This window comes from Defluviicoccus vanus (assembly GCF_014672695.1).
GTDB lineage: Bacteria > Pseudomonadota > Alphaproteobacteria > Rhodospirillales > Defluviicoccaceae > Defluviicoccus > Defluviicoccus vanus.
Window position 1 is genome coordinate 1253182 of record NZ_CP053923.1, and the last position, 19042, is coordinate 1272223.

At 64.2% G+C, this 19042-nt stretch carries 15 protein-coding genes; 8 read left to right on the forward strand and 7 right to left on the reverse strand.

The features are described from left to right. The first annotated feature begins 354 nt into the window (after nucleotides 1-354). From acnA to HQ394_RS05695, 3 genes are all read left to right on the forward strand, one after another. Entirely contained in the window at nucleotides 355-3036 is a 2682-nt protein-coding gene (gene acnA / locus HQ394_RS05685) for an aconitate hydratase AcnA (RefSeq protein ID WP_190262461.1), read from the forward strand. Nucleotides 3037-3184: 148 nt separating this feature from the next. After that, nucleotides 3185-3910: a DUF1223 domain-containing protein gene (locus tag HQ394_RS05690; RefSeq protein WP_190262462.1), complete on the forward strand. Its 726-nt coding sequence runs from the start codon at nucleotides 3185-3187 to the stop codon at nucleotides 3908-3910. A 305-nt stretch (nucleotides 3911-4215) separates the two neighbouring features. Further along, on the forward strand, nucleotides 4216-4461 hold the full coding sequence (locus HQ394_RS05695) for a hypothetical protein (protein ID WP_190262463.1): 246 nt from the start codon (nucleotides 4216-4218) through the stop codon (nucleotides 4459-4461). Nucleotides 4462-4765: 304 nt separating this feature from the next. On the opposite strand, the gene glpK is transcribed toward HQ394_RS05695, so the two are convergent. From glpK to dapF, 3 genes are all read right to left on the reverse strand, one after another. After that, nucleotides 4766-6328 (reverse strand): glycerol kinase GlpK, encoded by a 1563-nt coding sequence (glpK, locus tag HQ394_RS05700; protein WP_190262464.1) that lies wholly within the window; start codon nucleotides 6326-6328, stop codon nucleotides 4766-4768. Nucleotides 6329-6469: 141 nt separating this feature from the next. Continuing rightward, entirely contained in the window at nucleotides 6470-8665 is a 2196-nt protein-coding gene (gene mtaB / locus HQ394_RS21055; RefSeq protein ID WP_190262465.1) for a tRNA (N(6)-L-threonylcarbamoyladenosine(37)-C(2))-methylthiotransferase MtaB, read from the reverse strand. After that, complete coding sequence (gene dapF / locus HQ394_RS05710) at nucleotides 8662-9510, reverse strand: diaminopimelate epimerase (protein ID WP_190262466.1); 849 nt, start codon at nucleotides 9508-9510, stop codon at nucleotides 8662-8664. Before dapF ends, mtaB begins: the two co-directional genes overlap by 4 nt. Nucleotides 9511-9665: 155 nt before the next feature. Here dapF and HQ394_RS05715 point away from each other — a divergent pair, with 155 nt between their 5' ends. Next, nucleotides 9666-10019 (forward strand): TM2 domain-containing protein, encoded by a 354-nt coding sequence (locus tag HQ394_RS05715; protein ID WP_190262467.1) that lies wholly within the window; start codon nucleotides 9666-9668, stop codon nucleotides 10017-10019. Between the two features lie 86 nt (nucleotides 10020-10105). On the opposite strand, the gene HQ394_RS05720 is transcribed toward HQ394_RS05715, so the two are convergent. Further along, entirely contained in the window at nucleotides 10106-10348 is a 243-nt protein-coding gene (locus HQ394_RS05720; RefSeq protein WP_223291883.1) for a hypothetical protein, read from the reverse strand. Nucleotides 10349-10597: 249 nt separating this feature from the next. Between HQ394_RS05720 and HQ394_RS05725 the strand changes: the two genes are divergently transcribed. Then, nucleotides 10598-11557: an SMP-30/gluconolactonase/LRE family protein gene (locus HQ394_RS05725; protein WP_190262469.1), complete on the forward strand. Its 960-nt coding sequence runs from the start codon at nucleotides 10598-10600 to the stop codon at nucleotides 11555-11557. Nucleotides 11558-11597: 40 nt separating this feature from the next. Here HQ394_RS05725 and HQ394_RS05730 read toward each other — a convergent pair whose 3' ends face one another. The 3 genes from HQ394_RS05730 to HQ394_RS05740 all read right to left on the reverse strand — a co-directional run bounded on the left by HQ394_RS05730 (nucleotide 11598) and on the right by HQ394_RS05740 (nucleotide 15263). After that, nucleotides 11598-12395, reverse strand: coding sequence for an ABC transporter permease (locus HQ394_RS05730; protein WP_190262470.1), 798 nt, complete (start codon nucleotides 12393-12395; stop codon nucleotides 11598-11600). 840 nt (nucleotides 12396-13235) lie between these two features. Then, nucleotides 13236-13889, reverse strand: coding sequence for a hypothetical protein (locus HQ394_RS05735; RefSeq protein WP_190262471.1), 654 nt, complete (start codon nucleotides 13887-13889; stop codon nucleotides 13236-13238). 129 nt (nucleotides 13890-14018) lie between these two features. Next, the gene (locus HQ394_RS05740) at nucleotides 14019-15263 is read right to left on the reverse strand and encodes a mitochondrial fission ELM1 family protein (RefSeq protein ID WP_190262472.1); all 1245 of its coding nucleotides are present in this window, start codon (nucleotides 15261-15263) and stop codon (nucleotides 14019-14021) included. 526 nt (nucleotides 15264-15789) lie between these two features. On the opposite strand from HQ394_RS05740, the gene HQ394_RS05745 reads away from it, so the two are divergent. The 3 genes from HQ394_RS05745 to HQ394_RS05755 all read left to right on the forward strand — a co-directional run bounded on the left by HQ394_RS05745 (nucleotide 15790) and on the right by HQ394_RS05755 (nucleotide 18994). Beyond that, on the forward strand, nucleotides 15790-16719 hold the full coding sequence (locus HQ394_RS05745) for a sulfotransferase domain-containing protein (protein WP_190262473.1): 930 nt from the start codon (nucleotides 15790-15792) through the stop codon (nucleotides 16717-16719). Nucleotides 16720-16871: 152 nt separating this feature from the next. Further along, on the forward strand, nucleotides 16872-17774 hold the full coding sequence (locus HQ394_RS05750) for a glycosyltransferase family protein (protein WP_190262474.1): 903 nt from the start codon (nucleotides 16872-16874) through the stop codon (nucleotides 17772-17774). A 245-nt stretch (nucleotides 17775-18019) separates the two neighbouring features. Continuing rightward, nucleotides 18020-18994, forward strand: coding sequence for a metallophosphoesterase family protein (locus tag HQ394_RS05755; protein WP_223291884.1), 975 nt, complete (start codon nucleotides 18020-18022; stop codon nucleotides 18992-18994). Nucleotides 18995-19042 lie beyond the last annotated feature (48 nt).

Genomic DNA, 19042 nt, shown 5'->3' on the forward strand with positions numbered 1-19042 from the left:
ATTCACATTGCCGCGGCCGGGTCCACATGTTCGCTTCCGTATCTTTGCGATCACCGTCCAGGCTGCTTGCACGATCACAACTCTTGGATGTTGGCACAGCGCCATCCTCCGATCGTCGGGCTGGCTCACGCCGTCCGGCATGCCATCGCTCAATCCCCTTCGATCCAAGCCACTGTCACGTGATATCTAGACTTGCCCAGGACGGTCGCGCCAACAATGTCCAGGATCACACTTCTCACCGAAGTCGGCGCGAAAGCCATGTGTGCGGAAACGGTTTACAGGACCGTCGATCTGTGGTTTCTCGCGCCGCGCATCGGTTTGGTTCGCACATTGGTTTCGTCAGGGAGCGTCCCCATGTCGCAGCACGGCAATGACAGCCTAAACTGTCGCCGCAGCCTGAGCGCCGGCGGTCATAAATATGACTATTTCAGCATCCCCGCTGCGAGCGCCGCGGGCCTCGGTAACGTCGAGGCACTGCCGTTTTCGCTCAAAGTGTTGCTGGAAAACCTGCTGCGCTGGGAGGATGGCCGGACCGTTTCCATCGACGACGTCCATGCCGTCGCCACTTGGCTGCAGACGCGGAGTTCCGATCGTGAGATAGCCTTCCGGCCGGCGCGGGTGTTGATGCAGGACTTCACAGGCGTGCCGGCCGTGGTCGATCTTGCTGCCATGCGCAACGCCATGGCTGCTGCCAACGCCGATCCGGCGAAGATCAATCCGCTGGTGCCCGTCGATCTGGTCATCGACCACTCGGTGATGGTCGATGCCTTCGGCAACGCCAGCGCCTTCGGGACCAACGTCAAGTTGGAATACGAGCGCAACCGCGAGCGCTACGAATTCCTCCGTTGGGGCCAGTCGGCTTTCAACAACTTCCGCGTCGTTCCNCCGGGCACCGGCATCTGCCATCAGGTCAACCTGGAATACTTGGCGCAGACCGTCTGGACGACGCCGGACAATGGCTCGGTGCTTGCCTATCCCGACACCCTCGTCGGCACCGACAGCCACACGACGATGATCAACGGACTGGCCGTCCTTGGTTGGGGCGTCGGCGGCATCGAGGCGGAAGCGGCGATGCTCGGCCAGCCGATCTCGATGCTGATTCCCGAGGTCATCGGCTTCAAGCTCACCGGGGCGATGAAGGAAGGAACCACCGCCACCGATCTGGTGCTGATGGTCACCGAGATGCTGCGCAAGAAGGGTGTCGTCGGTAAGTTCGTCGAATTCTACGGCCCCGGCCTCGACCATCTGACGCTGGCCGACCAGGCGACGATCGCCAACATGGCCCCGGAATACGGCGCCACCTGCGGCTTCTTCCCGATCAGCCGTGCCACCGTCGATTACCTGCGCTTCAGCGGCCGTGATCCGGCCCGCGTCGCCCTCGTCGAAGCCTACGCCAAGGAGCAGGGCCTGTGGCGTGATTCGAACACGCCCGATCCGGCGTTTACCGACTCGCTGCAACTCGATCTGGCGGCGGTAGAGTCGTCGCTTGCCGGTCCGCGCCGGCCGCAGGACCGGGTGTCCCTGTCGTCGTCGGCCGCCGCCTTCAAGGCCTATCTGGCGAAAGAGCGTGGCGACAAGCCGGACCATGTGGCCGCCGCGCCTGGTGCCAACTTCGAGGTCAAGGATGGCGACGTGGTGATCGCCGCCATCACCAGCTGCACCAATACCTCCAATCCGAGCGTGCTGATCGGCGCCGGCCTCGTTGCCCGCAACGCCAGGCGCGCCGGGTTGACCGTCAAGCCGTGGGTCAAGACCTCGTTTGCCCCCGGCTCGCAGGTGGTCACCGATTATCTGAATGCCGCCGGCCTGCAGGAAGATCTCGATGCGGTCGGTTTCAACCTCGTCGGCTATGGCTGCACCACCTGTATCGGCAACTCCGGCCCGCTGCCCGATCCGGTGACCAAGGCGATCGACGATGGCGATCTGACCGTCGCCGCCGTCCTGTCCGGTAATCGGAACTTCGAAGGCCGCGTCCACGCGCAAACCAAGGCCAATTACCTCGCGTCGCCGCTTCTGGTGGTGGCCTATGCCCTTGCCGGCACGATGAAGCTGGATTTGCTTAACGAACCACTGGGCACCGGTGAAGAGGGGCAGCCGGTCTACCTGCGCGACATCTGGCCGACCAACCACGACATTCGCGAGACCATGGAACGGGTGCTGACGCCGGAGATGTTCCGCCAGCGTTATGACAACGTCTTCCTCGGCGATACTGCCTGGCAGGCGCTGGAGGCCCCCACCGGCAACACCTATGAGTGGGTTGAAGAGTCGACCTACGTCCGTAACCCGCCGTTCTTCGCCGACCTGACGCCGCAGGGCTTCAATGACGTCGTCTCGGCCCGCGCTCTGGCCATCCTCGGCGACTCGGTGACCACCGATCACATCTCTCCCGCCGGATCGATCAAGAAGGATAGCCCCGCCGGGCGCTACCTGATCGCCAACGGTGTTCCCGCCGCCGACTTCAACTCATACGGCTCGCGCCGCGGCAATCACGAAGTGATGATGCGGGGCACGTTCGCCAACATCCGCATCCGCAATGAGATGGCACCGGGAACCGAAGGCGGTGTCACCCGCCATCAGCCCGATGGTGAACTGATGCCCATCTACGATGCGGCGATGACCTATCAGGCGGCGGGAGTGCCGCTGGTCGTGATCGCCGGCAAGGAGTACGGCACCGGTTCTTCGCGTGACTGGGCAGCGAAGGGAACGCGCCTGCTCGGCGTCAAGGCGGTGATCGCCGAAAGCTTCGAGCGCATCCACCGCTCCAACTTGATCGGGATGGGGATCCTCGCACTGCAGTTCAAAGAGGGTGTCAGCCGCAAGACGCTTGGCCTTGATGGCTCGGAGGTTTTCGACATCACTGGGCTCACCGGCGAGATCATGCCGCGGATGGACGTAACGCTGGCCATCCACCGCGCCGACGGACGCACCGATACCGTGCCGCTCTTGTGCCGGATCGATACCCTTGATGAGGTGGAATACTATCGCAACGGCGGTATCCTGCAGTTCGTCCTTGGCAACCTGGCTGCGGCCAGCTGAGCGCGTCCGGGCGCGCTTGACGCGCGTCACGTCGTTCCGTTCGTCCCGCGGCCGGCTCACTGGCCGCGGGTTCCGATCGGGAAAGTCGGCGTGGTTTGTAACGCGGTTGTGGCTGGACGTGACTGGCATCCGGCCATATCTGCCGTGTATGAGCGACGTGCTTGTTTCCCTTGTGCGGGCGTGGTGTGCGGTGGCGATGGCCGGCCTGATGCCGGTCGTGGCCCGCGCTTGTGAGCAGCGACTGACCGTGATCGAACTGTTCACCTCGCAGGGATGCTCGGCCTGCCCGGCGGCCGATCTACTGCTCGGCGCTCTCTCCACCCGCCCCGATCTCCTTGTTCTGTCCGAGCACGTGGACTATTGGGACTATCTCGGCTGGAAGGACCCCTTTGCCTCGGCGGTCTACTCCCAACGTCAGCGCGACTATGCGCACCTCCTCTCCGTTCGCTACGTCTATACGCCGCAAATGGTGGTGCAGGGGGCCGCGCAGGTAACGGGCAGCGATCGTGCCGCCGTAATGCGGGCGATCGAGGCCGCGCCGGTGGCAACGGCAGCGGTCCAGCTTAGCTGGCAGGAGCCGAGCCGCCTGACCATTGCGCTGGACGCGGCCAAAGTTCCTGCGCCAGCGACCGTCTGGCTGACGACCTTCGATCGCGTCCAGACCACGCACATTGGCAGTGGCGAGAACAGCGGCCAAGCGGTGCAAAACTTCAATGTGGTGCGCAATCTCACCGCTGTCGGCTCCTGGTCTGGCGGGCAGACAGAAATGACCGCCGAGATGAAAGCGGACACCTGGAAGGATGGCCGCTGTGCGGTGCTTGTGCAGGCAGGCGGCGTGGGACAAATCCTCGGCGCTGCCCGCTGCGGCCACTGAAACCTCCGTTCTCGCCTCTGCGTTGGTCGCTCCCCATCGACTCTCTACCACACCGCTTGTCTCGCCCCCGCAACGGGTTATACTATGATTATTAGTACGCCCGATGCTTCTGAGACACAGTTTGACGCGTCCTTGTAGGAGGTTTGCGTGCGCGTCAAACAGCCGATCCACGTAAAATACGGAGCTCGAAAATAAATCGAGCCAGTTCCTAATAAAAAGAGACCATGTATCTGTAAGGTCTGCGAGGAAAGTGCCGTTTCTGCCGCGATGTTATTCTGCTGCAGCGAGACCAAGGGAGGAGAGAAGTGCTGGAAGCTTGCGTCCATCAAGTGGCGATTGAGCAGTATATGCCTTTCGTTGGGCGAGAGCCACGACGCTCCGCCGGACGACACGAACCCTATGCCGAAGCCGGCATTGAACCACGCCTCGAAGATCTGCTGGGCGATCCGCTGACGCTGCTGCTGATGCAGCGTGATGGCGTCAGCGATACAAGCCTTCGTCAGTTGATCGGTGCGGCGAAGGAACACCTGCGCGCCCGTTGCACCGCGTAGGCGGAGTGCTTTTACGCTTTAGCTAAAGTTCCAACGCACCGATGCTGACCGCTGCATGCAGGCAAGCGGCAAAGTCCTGACGCGAGTGGCGAGGCCGGGTGTATCGGTTGGCCATAGCGATAGCAGCCCCAAGGTGCTGCGGACGAAAACGAGGAAGACCTGGGCATCCGCAGACAGGCATCTTCGGATGCCCAGGTTGTCTTATCGCTGCCGGTTCGGTCATCAGCGCGGCATTAAAGCATCTACGATCACCCTGCGATCGATCGTCGCCGGTCGCGTCAGTGCCGGCGCGGCGGCTGCGGGTCTATGCGCTTGGCGCTTGGCTTGCCAAAGGATCGGCATCGCCTTGCACGGTCTCGTCGCCACGTGCCCAGTCGCGCGCCCGCGTGACGGCGTGCTGCCAGCGGCGGTAAAGGCTGCCGCGCTGCGGCGCATCCATGGCTGGGGCGTAGCGACGGGCGATCCGCCAGTTGGCGGCAATTTCGTCCCGGTCGGCCCAATAACCGATGGCAAGGCCCGCGAGATAGGCGGCGCCGAGGGCCGTAGTCTCTGCCACCTCCGGTACCTCCACTGCGACGCCGAGGATGTCGGCCTGGAACTGCATCAAGAAGCCGTTGCCAACCGCGCCACCGTCGCAACGCAGCGCCGCCAGGGCGATCCCGGAATCGGCGGCCATGGCGTCCATCACGTCGCGGCTCTGGTAACACATGGCTTCGAGGACGGCGCGTGCCAGATGCGCCCGCGTCGTGCCGCGGGTGAGGCCGATGATCATCCCACGGGCATAGGCATCCCAGTGCGGTGCGCCGAGCCCAACAAGGGCGGGGACGAAATAGACGTCTTCGTTCGAGGGCAGTGATGCGGCCAGCACTTCGGTTTCTGCCGCTTCGGTGATGATGCCGAGGCCGTCGCGCAGCCATTGAACGCCGGCGCCAGTGACGAAGATGGCGCCTTCGAGGGCGTACTCCACCGGCTCGTCGCCAATCTTCCAGGCGATGGTGGTCAGGAGGTTATGCCCGCTGGCGATCGCCTGGTTGCCGGTGTGCATCAGCACGAAGGAGCCGGTGCCATAGGTGTTCTTGGCCATGCCGCGGTGGTAACAGGCCTGGCCGAAGAGAGCGGCCTGCTGGTCGCCAGCGAGGCCGGCCACCGGGGAATCGCNCCGGGTGCCGAAAAACCGCTCCGGATCGGTGTGGCCGCAGACCTGTGACGACGCCACCACCTCCGGCAGGATGCCAGCCGGGATATCGAAGAGCTGCAGCAGGTCCTCGTCCCAGCGTAACGTGTGGATGTTGAACAGCAGCGTCCGTGCCGCGTTGCTGTAATCGGTGACGTGCGCCCGCCCGCCGGTCAGGTGCCAGACGAGCCAGGCATCGATCGTGCCGAAGGCGATCTCGCCGCGTTCCGCCCGCGCCCGCAGGCCGGGCACATGATCGAGCAGCCACTTGATCTTGCTGGCAGAGAAATACGGATCGATGACCAGGCCGGTCTTGCGCCGGATGGTCTCCTCCAGCCCGCGCGCCTTCAGCGCGTCGCACAGGGGCGCGGTACGCCGATCCTGCCAGACGATGGCGCGGGCGACCGGCCGGCCGTCGCGCCGATCCCACAGCACCGTCGTCTCACGCTGGTTGGTGATGCCGATCGCCGCCACGGCGCTGGCGCCGACGCCGGCACTGGCCAGTGCCCGCTCCACGGCGCCCAGGGTGACTGTCCAGATTTCGTCCGGGTCCTGTTCAACCCAACCCGGGTAGGGGAAATGCTGGGTGATTTCGCCATAGGCGCGGCCTTTGATCGACGCGAAGCGGTCAAACAGGATCACGGTCGACCCTGTGGTTCCCTGATCAATGGCGAGGACGTACGAAGCGGCCATGGCGTCGCTCTTTTCCAGCTTGCAGCTACGTTAGCAGCCCGTTGACGATATGGCTGTCGTGATCATGTTGGCTGGGCAGTGACAATGCCGAGAAAGATGCCGGAGCCGAGCCGAACCGAGGCTCCCCTCCCCGAGGCTCGGCTACCCTTCGAGCCCGAGGAGCGAGCGGGCGAAGGCGGGTGCTTCGAAGGCGCGCATGTCGTCGATGCCTTCACCGACGCCGATGGCGTAGACCGGCAGGCCGAACTTTTCCGCGAGTGCGACGACGACACCGCCCTTGGCCGAACCGTCGAGCTTGGTGACCGCGAGCCCGGTGACCTCCACCATCTCGCGGAACACCTGAACCTGGCTGTGGGCGTTCTGGCCCACCGAGGCATCGAGGACGAGGAGGCAGTCGTGCGGCGCCGAGGGATCGAGCTTCTTCAGCACCCGGACGATCTTCTCCAGTTCCGCCATCAGATGCCCCTTGTTGTGCAGCCGGCCGGCGGTGTCGATCATCAGCACGTCGAAGCGCTCGCCGCGCGCCAGTTGGAAGGCATCGAAGGCAAGGCTTGCCGCGTCCGCACCGGGCGCGCGGGTGACCACCGGGCAGCCGGCGCGGTCACCCCACACCTGCAGCTGCTCGATCGCCGCGGCGCGGAAGGTATCGCCTGCCGCCAGCATCACCTTGAAGCCTACCGCCTGGAACAACCGCGCGAGCTTGCCGATGGTCGTCGTCTTGCCGCTGCCGTTGACACCACAGACGAGGATGACGTGAGGCTTGTTGGCCTCGTTGATGGTGATCGTCTGCGCCACCGGCTCGAGGATCTTCGCGACCTCATCGGCCAGTGCCGTGCGCACCTCGTCGCCGGTGACTTCGTTGCCGAAGCGGGACTTGGCGATGGCCGCGGTCAACTTGGCGGCGGTGGTGACACCGAGATCGGCGCTGATCAGCAGCTCCTCGAGTTCCTCCAGCGCCTCGTCGTCGAGCCGGCGCTTGCCGAACAGCCCGGTAATGCCGCCGCTCAGCTTGGAGGATGACCGGCCGAGACCGTGACGCAGCCGGCCGAGCCAGCCGGCAGTATCGCCGCGNNTTGCAGCTCCTTCGGTTCGGCACTCATCCGTCTCTTCCCCGAACAACTGACGGTCATCGCTGCCGGTGATCAGCACCGGGACGATCGTCCCCGGTGTGGCGGCAAAATCGAGGCGGACCGGCGCATACCACGGGCAGCGGCCGATGCCATCGGCCTCCACCAGCACATCGGTGCGGCTGCCAACGCGCCCTGCGAGATAGCCGGCGAGCGCGGCGTTGCCGGCGGCGCGCAGGGCCGCGGCGCGCGTCTGGCGCAGCGGCGGTGCCACCTGCGGCATCTGCGCTGCCGGTGTTCCCTGGCGGGGCGAATAGGNGAAGACATGCAGGTAGGTCAGTCCGAATTCGCTCACCGCGGCGAGCGTGTTGGCAAAGGCGGCGTCGCTCTCGGTGGGGAAGCCGGCGATCAGGTCTGCGCCAAAGACCATGTCGGGCCGCGCTGCCCGCAGCCGGGCGATCAGCGCCGCTGCCGCCGTCCGGCTGTGGCGCCGGCGCATCCGCTTCAACACCAGGTCGTCGGCGGCCTGCAGGCTCAGGTGCACATGCGGCATCAGCCGCGGCTCGCGGCCGAACAGCGCGATCAGGTCGTCACCGACGGTGGCCGGATCAAGGGACGAGAGGCGGAGCCGGCGCAGTTCCGGGACATCCGCCAGCACCGCCGCCACCACGTCGGCGAGGGTTGATCCGTCGGCGCGATCGGCGCCGTAGGAGCAGAGGTCGACGCCGGTCAGCACCACCTCGCCATGGCCGGCGGTCACCAGGAGCCGCACCGCCTCGACGATGCGGTTGATGGGGACGCTGCGGTTCGGCCCGCGCGCGAAGGGGATGATACAGAAGGTGCAGCGATGATCGCAGCCCTGCTGCACCTGGACGAAGGCGCGGCTGCGGCCCTCGAAGCCAGCCAGCAGATGGCCGGCGGTTTCGCCCGCGCTCATGATGTCGTCGACAATGACCGGGGTATCGGCGGCGAGGCGATGGCGATCGAGCTTCTCCGCATTGCCCAGCACCCGGTCCACCTCCGGCATCCGGGCAAAAGTGTCGGGCGCCAGCTGGGCGGCGCAGCCGGTGACGATGATCCGCCGCTCCGGGTGCTGGCGGCGTAGCTTGCGGATGGTCTGCCGCGCTTGGCGCACCGCTTCGCCGGTGACGGCGCAGGTGTTGACGATCAGCGTATCGGCTAGCCCGGCCGCCGCCGCTTCGCTCTCGATCACCCGGGATTCCAGAGTGTTCAGCCGACAGCCGAGGGTGATCACCAGCGGGTCGCTCATCGTCTGCTTCCATTCGCCAGCAGCGTTGGGTCGAGCACACCGGAGAAGGCGAGGGTTGCCGGGCCGGTCATCAGCACGTGACCGTCGGTGAGCAATTCGATCAGCAGTTCGCCACCGTCGAGGATGACCCTGACCTGCGCATCCACAAGACCGAGGCGATGGGCGGCGGCGGCGGCGGCGCAGGCACCGGTGCCGCAGGCCTGGGTGATGCCGGAGCCGCGCTCCCACACCCGCATTCGCACCGTGGCGCGGTCGAGCACCTGCACCGCCTCGACGTTGGTGCGCTGGGGAAAGAGCGGATTAATCTCCACGCGCGGGCCGCAGTCGGCGAGCGGCACCGCCTCGGCATCGGCGACGAAGAACACCGCGTGCGGATTGCCAACGCTGACCGCGACGCCATCAACCAGCGGGCCGTCGGCGATCGGCAGGTGCAGGGTGTCGACGGCGTGAGCGAGCGGGATCTCCTCCCAGGCGTAGCGCAGCGGCCCCATGTCGACGCTCACCCGCCCGCCAGTGTCACGGCGGCAGGCAAGGATGCCGGCGGCGGTGGCAATCGCCACCGAGTCGCAGCCGCGCTCCTCCATCAGCAGGCGGGCAACGCAGCGGGTGGCGTTGCCGCAGGCGCCCACTTCGCCGCCGTCGGCGTTGTAGATGCGCATGAAGGCGTCAGCAGCCGGCACCACTGCCGGCTCGATGACAACAAGCTGGTCGCAGCCGACACCGGTGCGACGGTTAGCGATGGCGCGCACCGCCGCTGGGGCAACCGCGATCGCATCCGCGCGCCCGTCGAGGACGACGAAGTCGTTGCCGAGACCGTGCATCTTGCGGAAGGCGAGTAAATTCATGGCGCCGCTAATATGGCGCAGCCACCCGGGAAGTCCACCCAAACCGGCGTCGCCCCCTTTGCGTCGTGCGGCGAACCTGCCTAATTAAAGCGACGCACCCGACTCAGGTTGCAACAAGCGCCGGGGCAGGCCCGGTACGCATGCGGAGAGCGCGGATGAGCACACCCGGGGATGCCCCGTTCAGTGAAGCCTTGGGCGAGAGCAAAGCGAGCGGAAGGGATGCGGATACCCGGCTGCAGCTGCGCTACGACGCGGCGAAGAAGTCGACGCTGATCGCCTACCTCCTTTGGTTCTTCCTCGGTCCCTTCGGCGTCCACCGTTTCTATCTGCACCGGATCGTCACCGGCATCGCCTATTTGCTGCTGTGGGCGATCGGCGGACTGCTGACCTTCATTGGTGTCGGCTACCTGCTCCTCGCCATCGCCGCTGTCTGGCAGGTGATCGATATCTTCCTCATCCCCGGCATGGTCCGCGACTATAACACCCAGCTGATCGACCGGCTGGATTGAGCGGCTGCCCAGAAGCGTGCACTTCGCTGCTGACCGCGCGTCTGCCGCACGCCAGCTGTGAATGCGGCACGCTACCCGCTCATGCGTTAGCGGCTGTGACGAGCGCGGACATCGAGCAGATGCCGCTCACGCCGCGTGAGCATTCGTCTCGCCACGAGCCACGTCGCGGGGACAGCCAGGGCAACGCTGAGCGCAGCCGCGCCATAATAAAGGATGGCTCCAGCTTCGAATTCACTCACGGTCCCCGGCATGGCGATGATTGCCAACACCAGCATGCCGAAAAACATGGCGGCCAGAGGCAAGAACGCGAGGGCGGCGACCTTAAGCATGCTCCACCTCATTCCAATGAATTGATCTAAATCGCCCGGGAGTTCTTTGGTTCCGCGGAAAGATCACCTCACCGCTGACCAGCTGCCGCGAGATCGCCAGACGAAAGCAAGTGACCCGCCTGGGGCATACGACTAGGATAGAGCGATGGTGGCGTCTGCCATGCGGAGCGACAATCGCAAGGGATTGCTACCCTTGGCGGCGCGACGTTCTCGCTCGACATCCCTGTATGGGCGGATGGGGGACCGGTAATGACCAACGGCAGCGTGCACAACATCGAACGCCTTGACCCCCGCATGGATGCACTGATTGCACCCCACCTAGCATTCGAGGTGGTGGCCGACTTCAGCGAGCGCGAAGGGGCGCACTGGCTGGAGGGCCCGGTGTGGAATCACCGCGAGGGCTGCTTGCTGTTCTCCGACGTCAAAGGCAACGCCATCCACCGCTGGCACCCCGTGCTGGGGGTGCAATTGTTTATGAAGCCGAGCGGTTACTCGGGGGATGCGCCGTTCGCGGGACAGGAGCCGGGCGCCAACGGCTTGGCCTTCGACGCCGAAGGACGGCTCCTCATCTGCGAACACGGCGACCGGCGGCTGCGCCGGCTGGAAGCCGATGGCCGCAAGACGGTGCTGGCCGACCGCTGGCAGGGCTGCCGGCTGAACAGCCCCAACGACCTCGTCTCCTGTGCCAACGGCGACATATACTTCACCGACCCGCCCTTCGGCCTGCCGCATCAATTCGACGATCCGGCGCGGGAACTGGCCTTCAGCGGCGTTTATCGCCTGTCGGCGACGGGCGAACTGACGCTGCTCCTCGATGAATTGCGCGCCCCCAACGGTATCGCCCTGTCGCCGGACGAACGGATACTCTACGTCAACGACGGCGATCCGAACCGCTCGGCGTTTCTCGCCTATCCGCTTGGCGATGACGGCCGCCTCGGCAAAGCACGCGCGCTGCTCGACGTCACCGGGATGGGTGGCTATGGCGGTCCGGACGGCCTGGAGGTGGACCATCTCGGCACCATCTTTGCCGCGGCGCACGAACGGGTTTTCGTCATCGCCGCCGACTGCACCCCTCTTGGCACGCTGGCCATGGGCGGCATCACCACCAACTTCGCCTGGGGTGAAGACGGCTCCACCCTGTTCGTCACCACCGAGCACCGCCTGTTCCGCCTTCGGCTCCGCACCCACGGCAGCCATTGGCGCTGTTGAGGTGTCGGCCGCACCAGGACGCGCGGGCTGCGGAGCAGGACTACGACTTCAATTTGTAGCCGCGGGCGAACATCCAGTGACACAGGGCCCACAGGAGGGCGTTGGTGACGCCCAGCACCCCGGCGCCCAGCCAAGGGTTCATGCCGGCCTGGCCTAGCACCGCAAAACGAACGCCGTCGATCATGTAGAAGAAAGGGTTCACGTGCGCCGCCAACTGAAAGAACGGCGGCAGCCGATTGACCGCATAGAAGGTGCCGGAGAGGAAGGACAGCGGTGTGACGATGTAGTTGGTGACCGCGGCGATGTGATCGAACTTCTCTGCCCAGATGCCGCCGGCGATACCGAGCAGCGACAGCAGCAGCGCCGTCTGGGTGGCAAAAAAGGCGAGGGCGAAAGGGTGGGCGATGCGCAGGGGCACGAAGAGCGACATCGCCAGTGCCGCTACCACGCCAACCAGCAGACCGCGGGTGACGCCGCCGAAGGCGAAGCCGATGGTCAATTCCATCGGCGCCAGGGGTGGCATCAGCGTGTCGATGATGTTGCCCTGAATCTTGGCGATGATCAGCGAGGACGAGGTATTGGCGAAGGCGTTCTGAGCGATCGCCATTGCCACCAGCCCCGGGGCGAGGAACTGCAGGTAGGGGACGTCACCCACCATCTGCGTAGCCCCGCCGAGGGCGAGGGCGAAGATGGCAAGGAACACCAGGTTGGTTACAACCGGCGCCAGCACCGTCTGGTTGTACACCTTGGCGAACCGGCGGACCTCGCGGGCGCAGAGCGTCCACAGGCCAAGCCAATTGATACGTTCGGATCGGATCGCGGATGGCGCGGATGACATGCAGGGAACTCGTGATCGGGTTGCCGTCGCCGACGGACAGGCGGCGATCTCTAGCAACTGTCGGCACCGGGGTCCAATACGCTGTGCACGGTCCGCTGACGCGGCGGGCGGATGGCCCGGCGTTCCCGGGCCGCTGATGGCGGCTCGCGGTGTGACACCCTGGCCTCGGTGCCTCTGGCGTTCGGGTCGGAGCGAGGAGTGTTGGCGGGCCGTAGCAGCCGCTGGCGCGTGCAACCGCGAACACCGGGTGACCGCAACTGCGGCGCCAGCCTCATTACCATTACGGGTAATTATTACCCTATAAAGGCCAATTCAAAGTCTTGCGAAAAAGTAAACGCTGGGATTGTTTTTTTGCGGTTCTCTCGTATAATAGTCGTAATTCAAAGGGTGCTGGCGAAGTTCCACGCACCCAAATCGCCTTCTAAGTTTGGTGGCGGCGATAGTTGGATAGGATGTGAGCGCAGAGGTCGGGACAACCGATGCGTTCGACCGAATGGGTGGCGCCATACGTAGGCTGCTTGCCCCTTGTGCTGCTGCGGGAGGTGGTCTCCGCCTCCCGCGGTGCAGCAGAAAAAACGACCCCAAGCGCAATCGATATATCCTCCCCGCGCTCCGCGGCGACAGAGCGTTTGTCGACGACGAATACTCGCCCGGATTATGCGTTCAGGTTGGCGGGCGTAGCGTCGTCCGTTGGAATTGCCTAGGGAGAGCTGTGCACGGGTATGTCTGGACGAAGCGCTTCGATGATGATTTGATCTGCACCCGGTTTCTGTGGACACGACATTGTCGAAGCAGGAACCGCAAAAAACCGCTGCGCAGACATACCCGCGCACAGGTCTCCTAGCCTTCGAGCAGGGGTATGCCAGTCCGCTGATGCACCACCGGCTCGGTGGTAAAGACACCGCCGGTGTGCCTGCTGATCAGTCCAAGGGCGATCACATCGGTTTCAGCGTGGCGGCTCTCGGTGGAGCCGCGCGCCGCAATCAGCGGATTGACTGCATGCGCGTGGGTAATCTCGAAGCTGAACCCACTCAGGACAACCCGCTCGTAGCGATAGTCGGCAAGTCCGAGTGCCACAGCGATCACCCCGACCGACGGCACCTTTTCAGCCATCAGCCGCTGCAGGCGCGGATCATCACCCGCCAGCGACGACACCGCCTGCAGGTATTCGCCGGCCGGGCGGGCGACAAACTCCTCGAACTGATAGCCCGTGCGACGCAGCTGCCGGATCGCGAAGAAAGGCGTGCTGCGAATCATCTTCGCCGGGTGGAGCAATTGCTTCCAAAGCTTGTTGCGATACGGGCGACGGGGAAACAGATAGACACGGCCGGTCTGCAGACTGCCAAGCTCACGCAGCGCCTGGCGATTCGATTCGTTCTTGCCGGTGAGGACGATGGACGACAGGACCGTAAACTGCGGCGGCGGGAGTTGGTACCGCGCCGCAGAAAAGCCGGATGCGTTCGCGCAGGCAACCGCGTCAAACGTGCTCGCCACCGGGATGGTCGGATCCGGCTTCGAACCAAGGACCAGTAACGTGGTTATGCAGGCGCTCCCATGTAGACGTTCTTGAAGCGCCCTGGCGCCGAGCCCGCGGGGCTCGCAGATCCCGCCACGCTGGATATATCAGGTGGCGGGATGCAAGCTAGGCAGTACGCCGCATGGGAACCAGCACGGGGCGGGGCCGAAGCGTCCCTGCCGGCTCCACCGGGACGAAATCAAACACAGGGCCCGCACCCTGCCGACGGCACGACCGAGACAGTCGACCGCCAGTCGCGGCCGTCCGGGCTCGAAGGCGTCGCCAAGCCACACCGCCTGTCCCGTTTCGACGAGATAGCGGTGAATGATGCGGATATCCCGACTCAGCCGCTGCGGACCCAGCCGCATCATCAGCCTGTAGAAGAACGACTTGATATGCACGGCTTCGATCCGGCTGCTCCCCGCTCCGCTGCCTCGGCGGCGGCTGCNCTCGGCGGCGGCGACCGTCTCCGGACGCATGGCGTGCCGACCGACGCCGAGATCGAAGATGTGGACCGGCTTGCCGGTGGCACACGCCTCGGTCAGCATCGACATGCTGTCGCCGGTGACAACGATCGCGTCGGCCAGGCCCAGGAAAGCAAAGTACGGATTGTCCTTGGCGTCCTTCGACCAGCGGAACATGTAGGTTGGCACCGTGGCGTTGGCGCAGAAGGTCTCGATCGTCTCCGCCGGGGTGCGCGCACTGGTGGTCACCAGCAGCGAGCCGCCCTTCTGCGCCGCAAGCGCCGAGGCCTGCGCCGCCAGCCGTGCGGCGGCGGCATGATCGTAGCTGTAGGGACCGCTGCTGCCGCCGATGACCACGGCAACGTATGGCTTCGGCAGGTCAACCAGCCGCTCCGCCCAGCGGGCACCGTCACCCTGCAACCGATCCTTGGTCACCCGATGCAACGGCGTGCTGTTCTCCAGCACGTTCGGCAGCTTCGGCAGCCGGTACTGCGGCGTCGTCACCACGAGATCGAACTTGTCGAGCTGCGTCCACGGCCGGCCCACATGCACAAGGCGGACCCGATGACCGTCTGCCGCCGCGCGTCCGCGAATCCAGCGCGCGATCGGCTCGTTGCGGCGTCCTGCTGACAGCACCAAATCGGGCCAGGGCGCGTGCAGCGAACTGGACTTGCTCTGGTCGACGCCGGCAAGCGTCGAGCCCAGCGCCAGATTGGTAACCAATTCGTAACTACGGTGAACGAAGCGCTTAATCTCGAAGGGCCAACCCACGGCCTCGGCGAGCGCCAGCACCTGGGAATTGTCTCCAGCTTTTTGCCCCATCAGGACCCATACCACGGGCGCGGTGTACAGCGCTTCCTGCGGCATCTGGATCTGGCCATGCGGCATTTGCTTTGTCCTCCAAACAACTCAGTCTGCGGGGGTGACAGCACCCTCCTCGACGGCGGCTCAGCGCTCCCAGCAGGGGGAAGGTCCTGCCAAGGGTGGCGCTGGCAACGCCGGTACCGATAACTAATCGCAAGCAAGCCGCCGACTCTCAAATCAATCTTTGTTACCTTCTGTTACGCGCAATGCAGGACCGCGCTACTGATGGCGGCCAAGCCACTCGTCAAATGGTAATTGCCCACCCGAAAACCGCAATTTACTGTCGTTTTCAGGCTGACGAGAGCAATCGGTAGCCCGCCAACGGCCGACGAGACTTGTGCTGTGGCTTCACTTCTGCCCGCCACCTCCTCACTGCAATCAGATGATTATTGACCGACGTGCCTCGGGTGCGCACAATGTTTCGCAACAATTGTCCCCGCAGGTTGCTGGCCCTGCCCGGCCGGAGCGGCGGGATTGCAGACGGCAAGGCCGGTTGCTATGTGACGATTGATGCCCGAGTCATCTCTGACGGTGTAGAGAATTGTCCTCCATGAACCCGATGTGGCTAACAGTTGCCCGGCATGTCGTCACCAAGTCGGCCTTCTTCCTGCCTAAGCCGATGCAAACGCATCTCGAGCGCAAGCTTCGCGGCCGCGAGGACTATGCCCGGCTTCGTGATGCTGATTGCGTCATTGTCTCCTTCGGCAAGAGTGGACGCACTTGGCTGCGAGTGATGTTGTCCCGTTTCTTCCAGATCCGGTTCAACCTTCCTCAGTCCATGCTGCTAGTGTTCGATAATTTTCATCGCCGCAACCCGGATATTCCGCGGATCTTCTTTACCCATGACAACTATCTCAAGGATTTTACCGGGCAGGCCGATAGCAAGTCAGCCTACGAAGATAAAAAAGTCGTCCTACTTGTGCGCGATCCTGCAGATGTAGCCGTCTCCCAATACTATCAGTGGCAATTCCGAATGACGCCGCGGAAGAAGCGGATCAATAACTACCCTATTGAGCAAATCTCGCTGTTCGACTTTGTCATGAGCCCGACCTCTGGATTACCAAAGGTCATCGATTTCATGAACGGCTGGGCGCGGGATGCAGGGCGAATCAAGGATCTCCTCGTTGTCCGCTATGAAGACATGCGGAGCAATACCGAGGACACGCTGCGCCGAATCATCGATTTCATCGGCGTGCCGGCAACCACAGAGCAGGTGAAGCAGGCGGTAGCCTACGCCTCGGTGGAAAACATGCGCGCGCTCGAACAAAAGCGCGTTTTCTGGCTATCCGGCACCCGGATGAAGGCGGCGGACAGCAACAATCCGAACAGCTTCAAGGTGCGTAAGGCCAAAGTCGGTGGCTACCGGGACGAATTCACTCCGGCGCAGTTGCGGGAAATCGACGCCCTCGTCGAGAAACAATTGATTCCGACGTTTGGTTATGTGCGCAATGATATGGACGCGGCAGCGACTGGCACCTAAGGGTGATCAGAGCTACCGCGGGCAGCCCGTCGCTTGCGCCAAGCCTTTTGCCGAACGATCGCAGGCGGCCCAGACAGAGAAAAAGACTCTGCCCGGTCGCCTCGGCCCCGCATCGAGGCACCGCTGTGCGAACAGGCAAGGATGATGTAACCGTGCGACCTTGTGTTTTTATTCAAACGAACGAAAAGCAGATCGTCGGCGCGCTGGTGGCCGAATATTCGCTGAAGCGTAACTCGCGCCACGCTGACGCCTTCGATATTCGCATCATGCACACCAAGGACTATCCCTTCCTCGCCGCGCACGATGGCCAGCAATTTCACCGCGACGGCATGCTGCGGACGTGGCGCTACGACGACCTGCAGTCGTTCACGCCGCTGCGGTTCGCGCCGCCAGAGGCGATGGGCTATGCTGGCAAGGCGCTGGTTATCGACCCCGATATTTTTGCCGCCGGCGACGTCTGGGATCTGCTCTCCCGCGACATGGGCGATGCGGCGATTCTCTGCCGGTTGCGGGAAGCACCGAAGGGACTCTATGGCTATTACGCCAGCAGCGTCATGGTGCTCGACTGCGCCAAGTTGAAACACTGGCACTGCGAAGACCAGTTCAACGAACTGTTCGAGTTCAAGCGCGACTACATGGAATGGATCTCGCTGCGTCTCGAACCGAAGAACACGATCGGACTGATCGAAAAAGAGTGGAACCATTTTGATCGGCTAAACGAGAAGACCAAGCTTCTGCACAACACGCGGCGGATTACCCAGCCGTGGAAGACCGGGCTGCCGATCGACTTCACCCCGCCGGATTCCTTCAGTCCCATTCCGGTCGTCGCCTGGATCATGAAGGTCGGCCGGCACGTCATTGGCAGCGGTGGACTGATCAAGCATTACCTTCGCCACCCCGACGCCAAGCAGGAACAGTTTTTCTTCACCCTGCTGCGCGAAGCGGTGAATGCGGGCGCCATTGATGAGGCCTTGGTCCGTGAGGAGATGCGCGCCAATCACGTCCGTCACGATGCCTTCGAGGTCATGGACCGGTGTCGGCCGCTGGCGGCTTAGCGCGGCGGCCGCGGTCGGAGTGATGCAGCAGGGCTGACGCGAGCCATCCGCACCGGCGAGGCCGCCATCGCGCAAGGCCGCATCGCGGAACGCATCCCCGGGCCGGGCGTGGCTGTCACAGCCGGTCGTCACAATTGTGTGCATGCGCACGGCGCTGTAAGCGTGCAGGGTAGCCTTTCCGGTTGCCCTGGCTTAGCCTCTGCAAACGCATGCGCCCCCTGTCTGGTTGCCAGTGCTGACCTCGTATGTTCCTTCTTGCCCACCTTTCCGATCCTCACGTGGCCAGCCAGCTTCGGCTTGGCCTGCGCGACTTTGCCGGCAAGCGACTCTGGGGATTCCTCTCCTGGCGCCTCCGCCGGCAGCATATTCACCGCCGAACGGTATTGGATGCGCTCGCCGAGGATCTCCTGCTGCAGCATCCGGACCATGTGGTCGTCACCGGCGATATCACCAACATTTCGCTGCCGGCGGAGTTCATCGCTGCCTCGCACTGGCTCGCCAGCCTTGGTCAGCCGGAGTTCGTCAGCATCATCCCCGGCAACCACGATGCCTATGTGCACGTCCCCTGGGAGCGCTCCTGGGTGCACTGGGACGACTACATGCGCTCCGACGCCGACGACGCGGCTGCGACGAACCTGGCACCACGCTTTCCCTTCGTCCGCCGGCGCCGGCACGTCGCTATTGTCGGGCTGTCAACAGCGGTAAGATCGGCTCCCGGCATGGCAGTCGGACGGCTTGGCGCGGCACAGTTGCACGCAACCTCCCTGCTGCTCGAACAACTGCGACGCCAAGGGCTGTTTCGCGTCGTCCTGCTGCATCATCCGCCGATCACCGCGGCCGGCGATCACCATAAACGATTGATCGATGCCGAGGCCTTCATGGCGATGCTGGCGGAAGCCGGCGCCGAATTGGTTTTGCACGGGCACGACCACGTGCACCGGATGCGCTCGCAGCCGAGCCCCGGGGGGAGATTGCCNGTGCTCGGTGCCGCGTCAGCGTCCGCCGCTGCGGTACGCGGTCACGTCCCGGCGCAGTACAATCTCTACCGGATCGCTCCATCCAGTCGCGGCTGGACGATCGATGTGTGCATCCGCGGGCTCGAGATGAACGGCCAATTCGCAACCTTGCAACGCCAGCGGCTGACCGTTGCCCGTGCACATGCGGGATTGGCCGGTGGCGCGACACTCAGCGCCGTCGCCAGCGACGCCAGGGAGGGTTGAGGATGGATGCCGGCGCCCCCAGCGTACAAAGGAGGGGCACAGTGGTAA

Excerpts from the sequence above, each read along its gene's own strand:
- HQ394_RS05745 (WP_190262473.1), top strand. The coding sequence starts at position 15,790 with ATGAACCCGATGTGGCTAACAGTTGCCCGGCATGTCGTCACCAAGTCG.
- HQ394_RS05720 (WP_223291883.1), bottom strand. The coding sequence starts at position 10,348 with ATGCTTAAGGTCGCCGCCCTCGCGTTCTTGCCTCTGGCCGCCATGTTT.
- HQ394_RS05715 (WP_190262467.1), top strand. The coding sequence starts at position 9,666 with ATGAGCACACCCGGGGATGCCCCGTTCAGTGAAGCCTTGGGCGAGAGC.
- HQ394_RS05730 (WP_190262470.1), bottom strand. The coding sequence starts at position 12,395 with ATGTCATCCGCGCCATCCGCGATCCGATCCGAACGTATCAATTGGCTT.
- dapF (WP_190262466.1), bottom strand. The coding sequence starts at position 9,510 with ATGAATTTACTCGCCTTCCGCAAGATGCACGGTCTCGGCAACGACTTC.
- HQ394_RS05725 (WP_190262469.1), top strand. The coding sequence starts at position 10,598 with ATGACCAACGGCAGCGTGCACAACATCGAACGCCTTGACCCCCGCATG.
- HQ394_RS05690 (WP_190262462.1), top strand. The coding sequence starts at position 3,185 with ATGAGCGACGTGCTTGTTTCCCTTGTGCGGGCGTGGTGTGCGGTGGCG.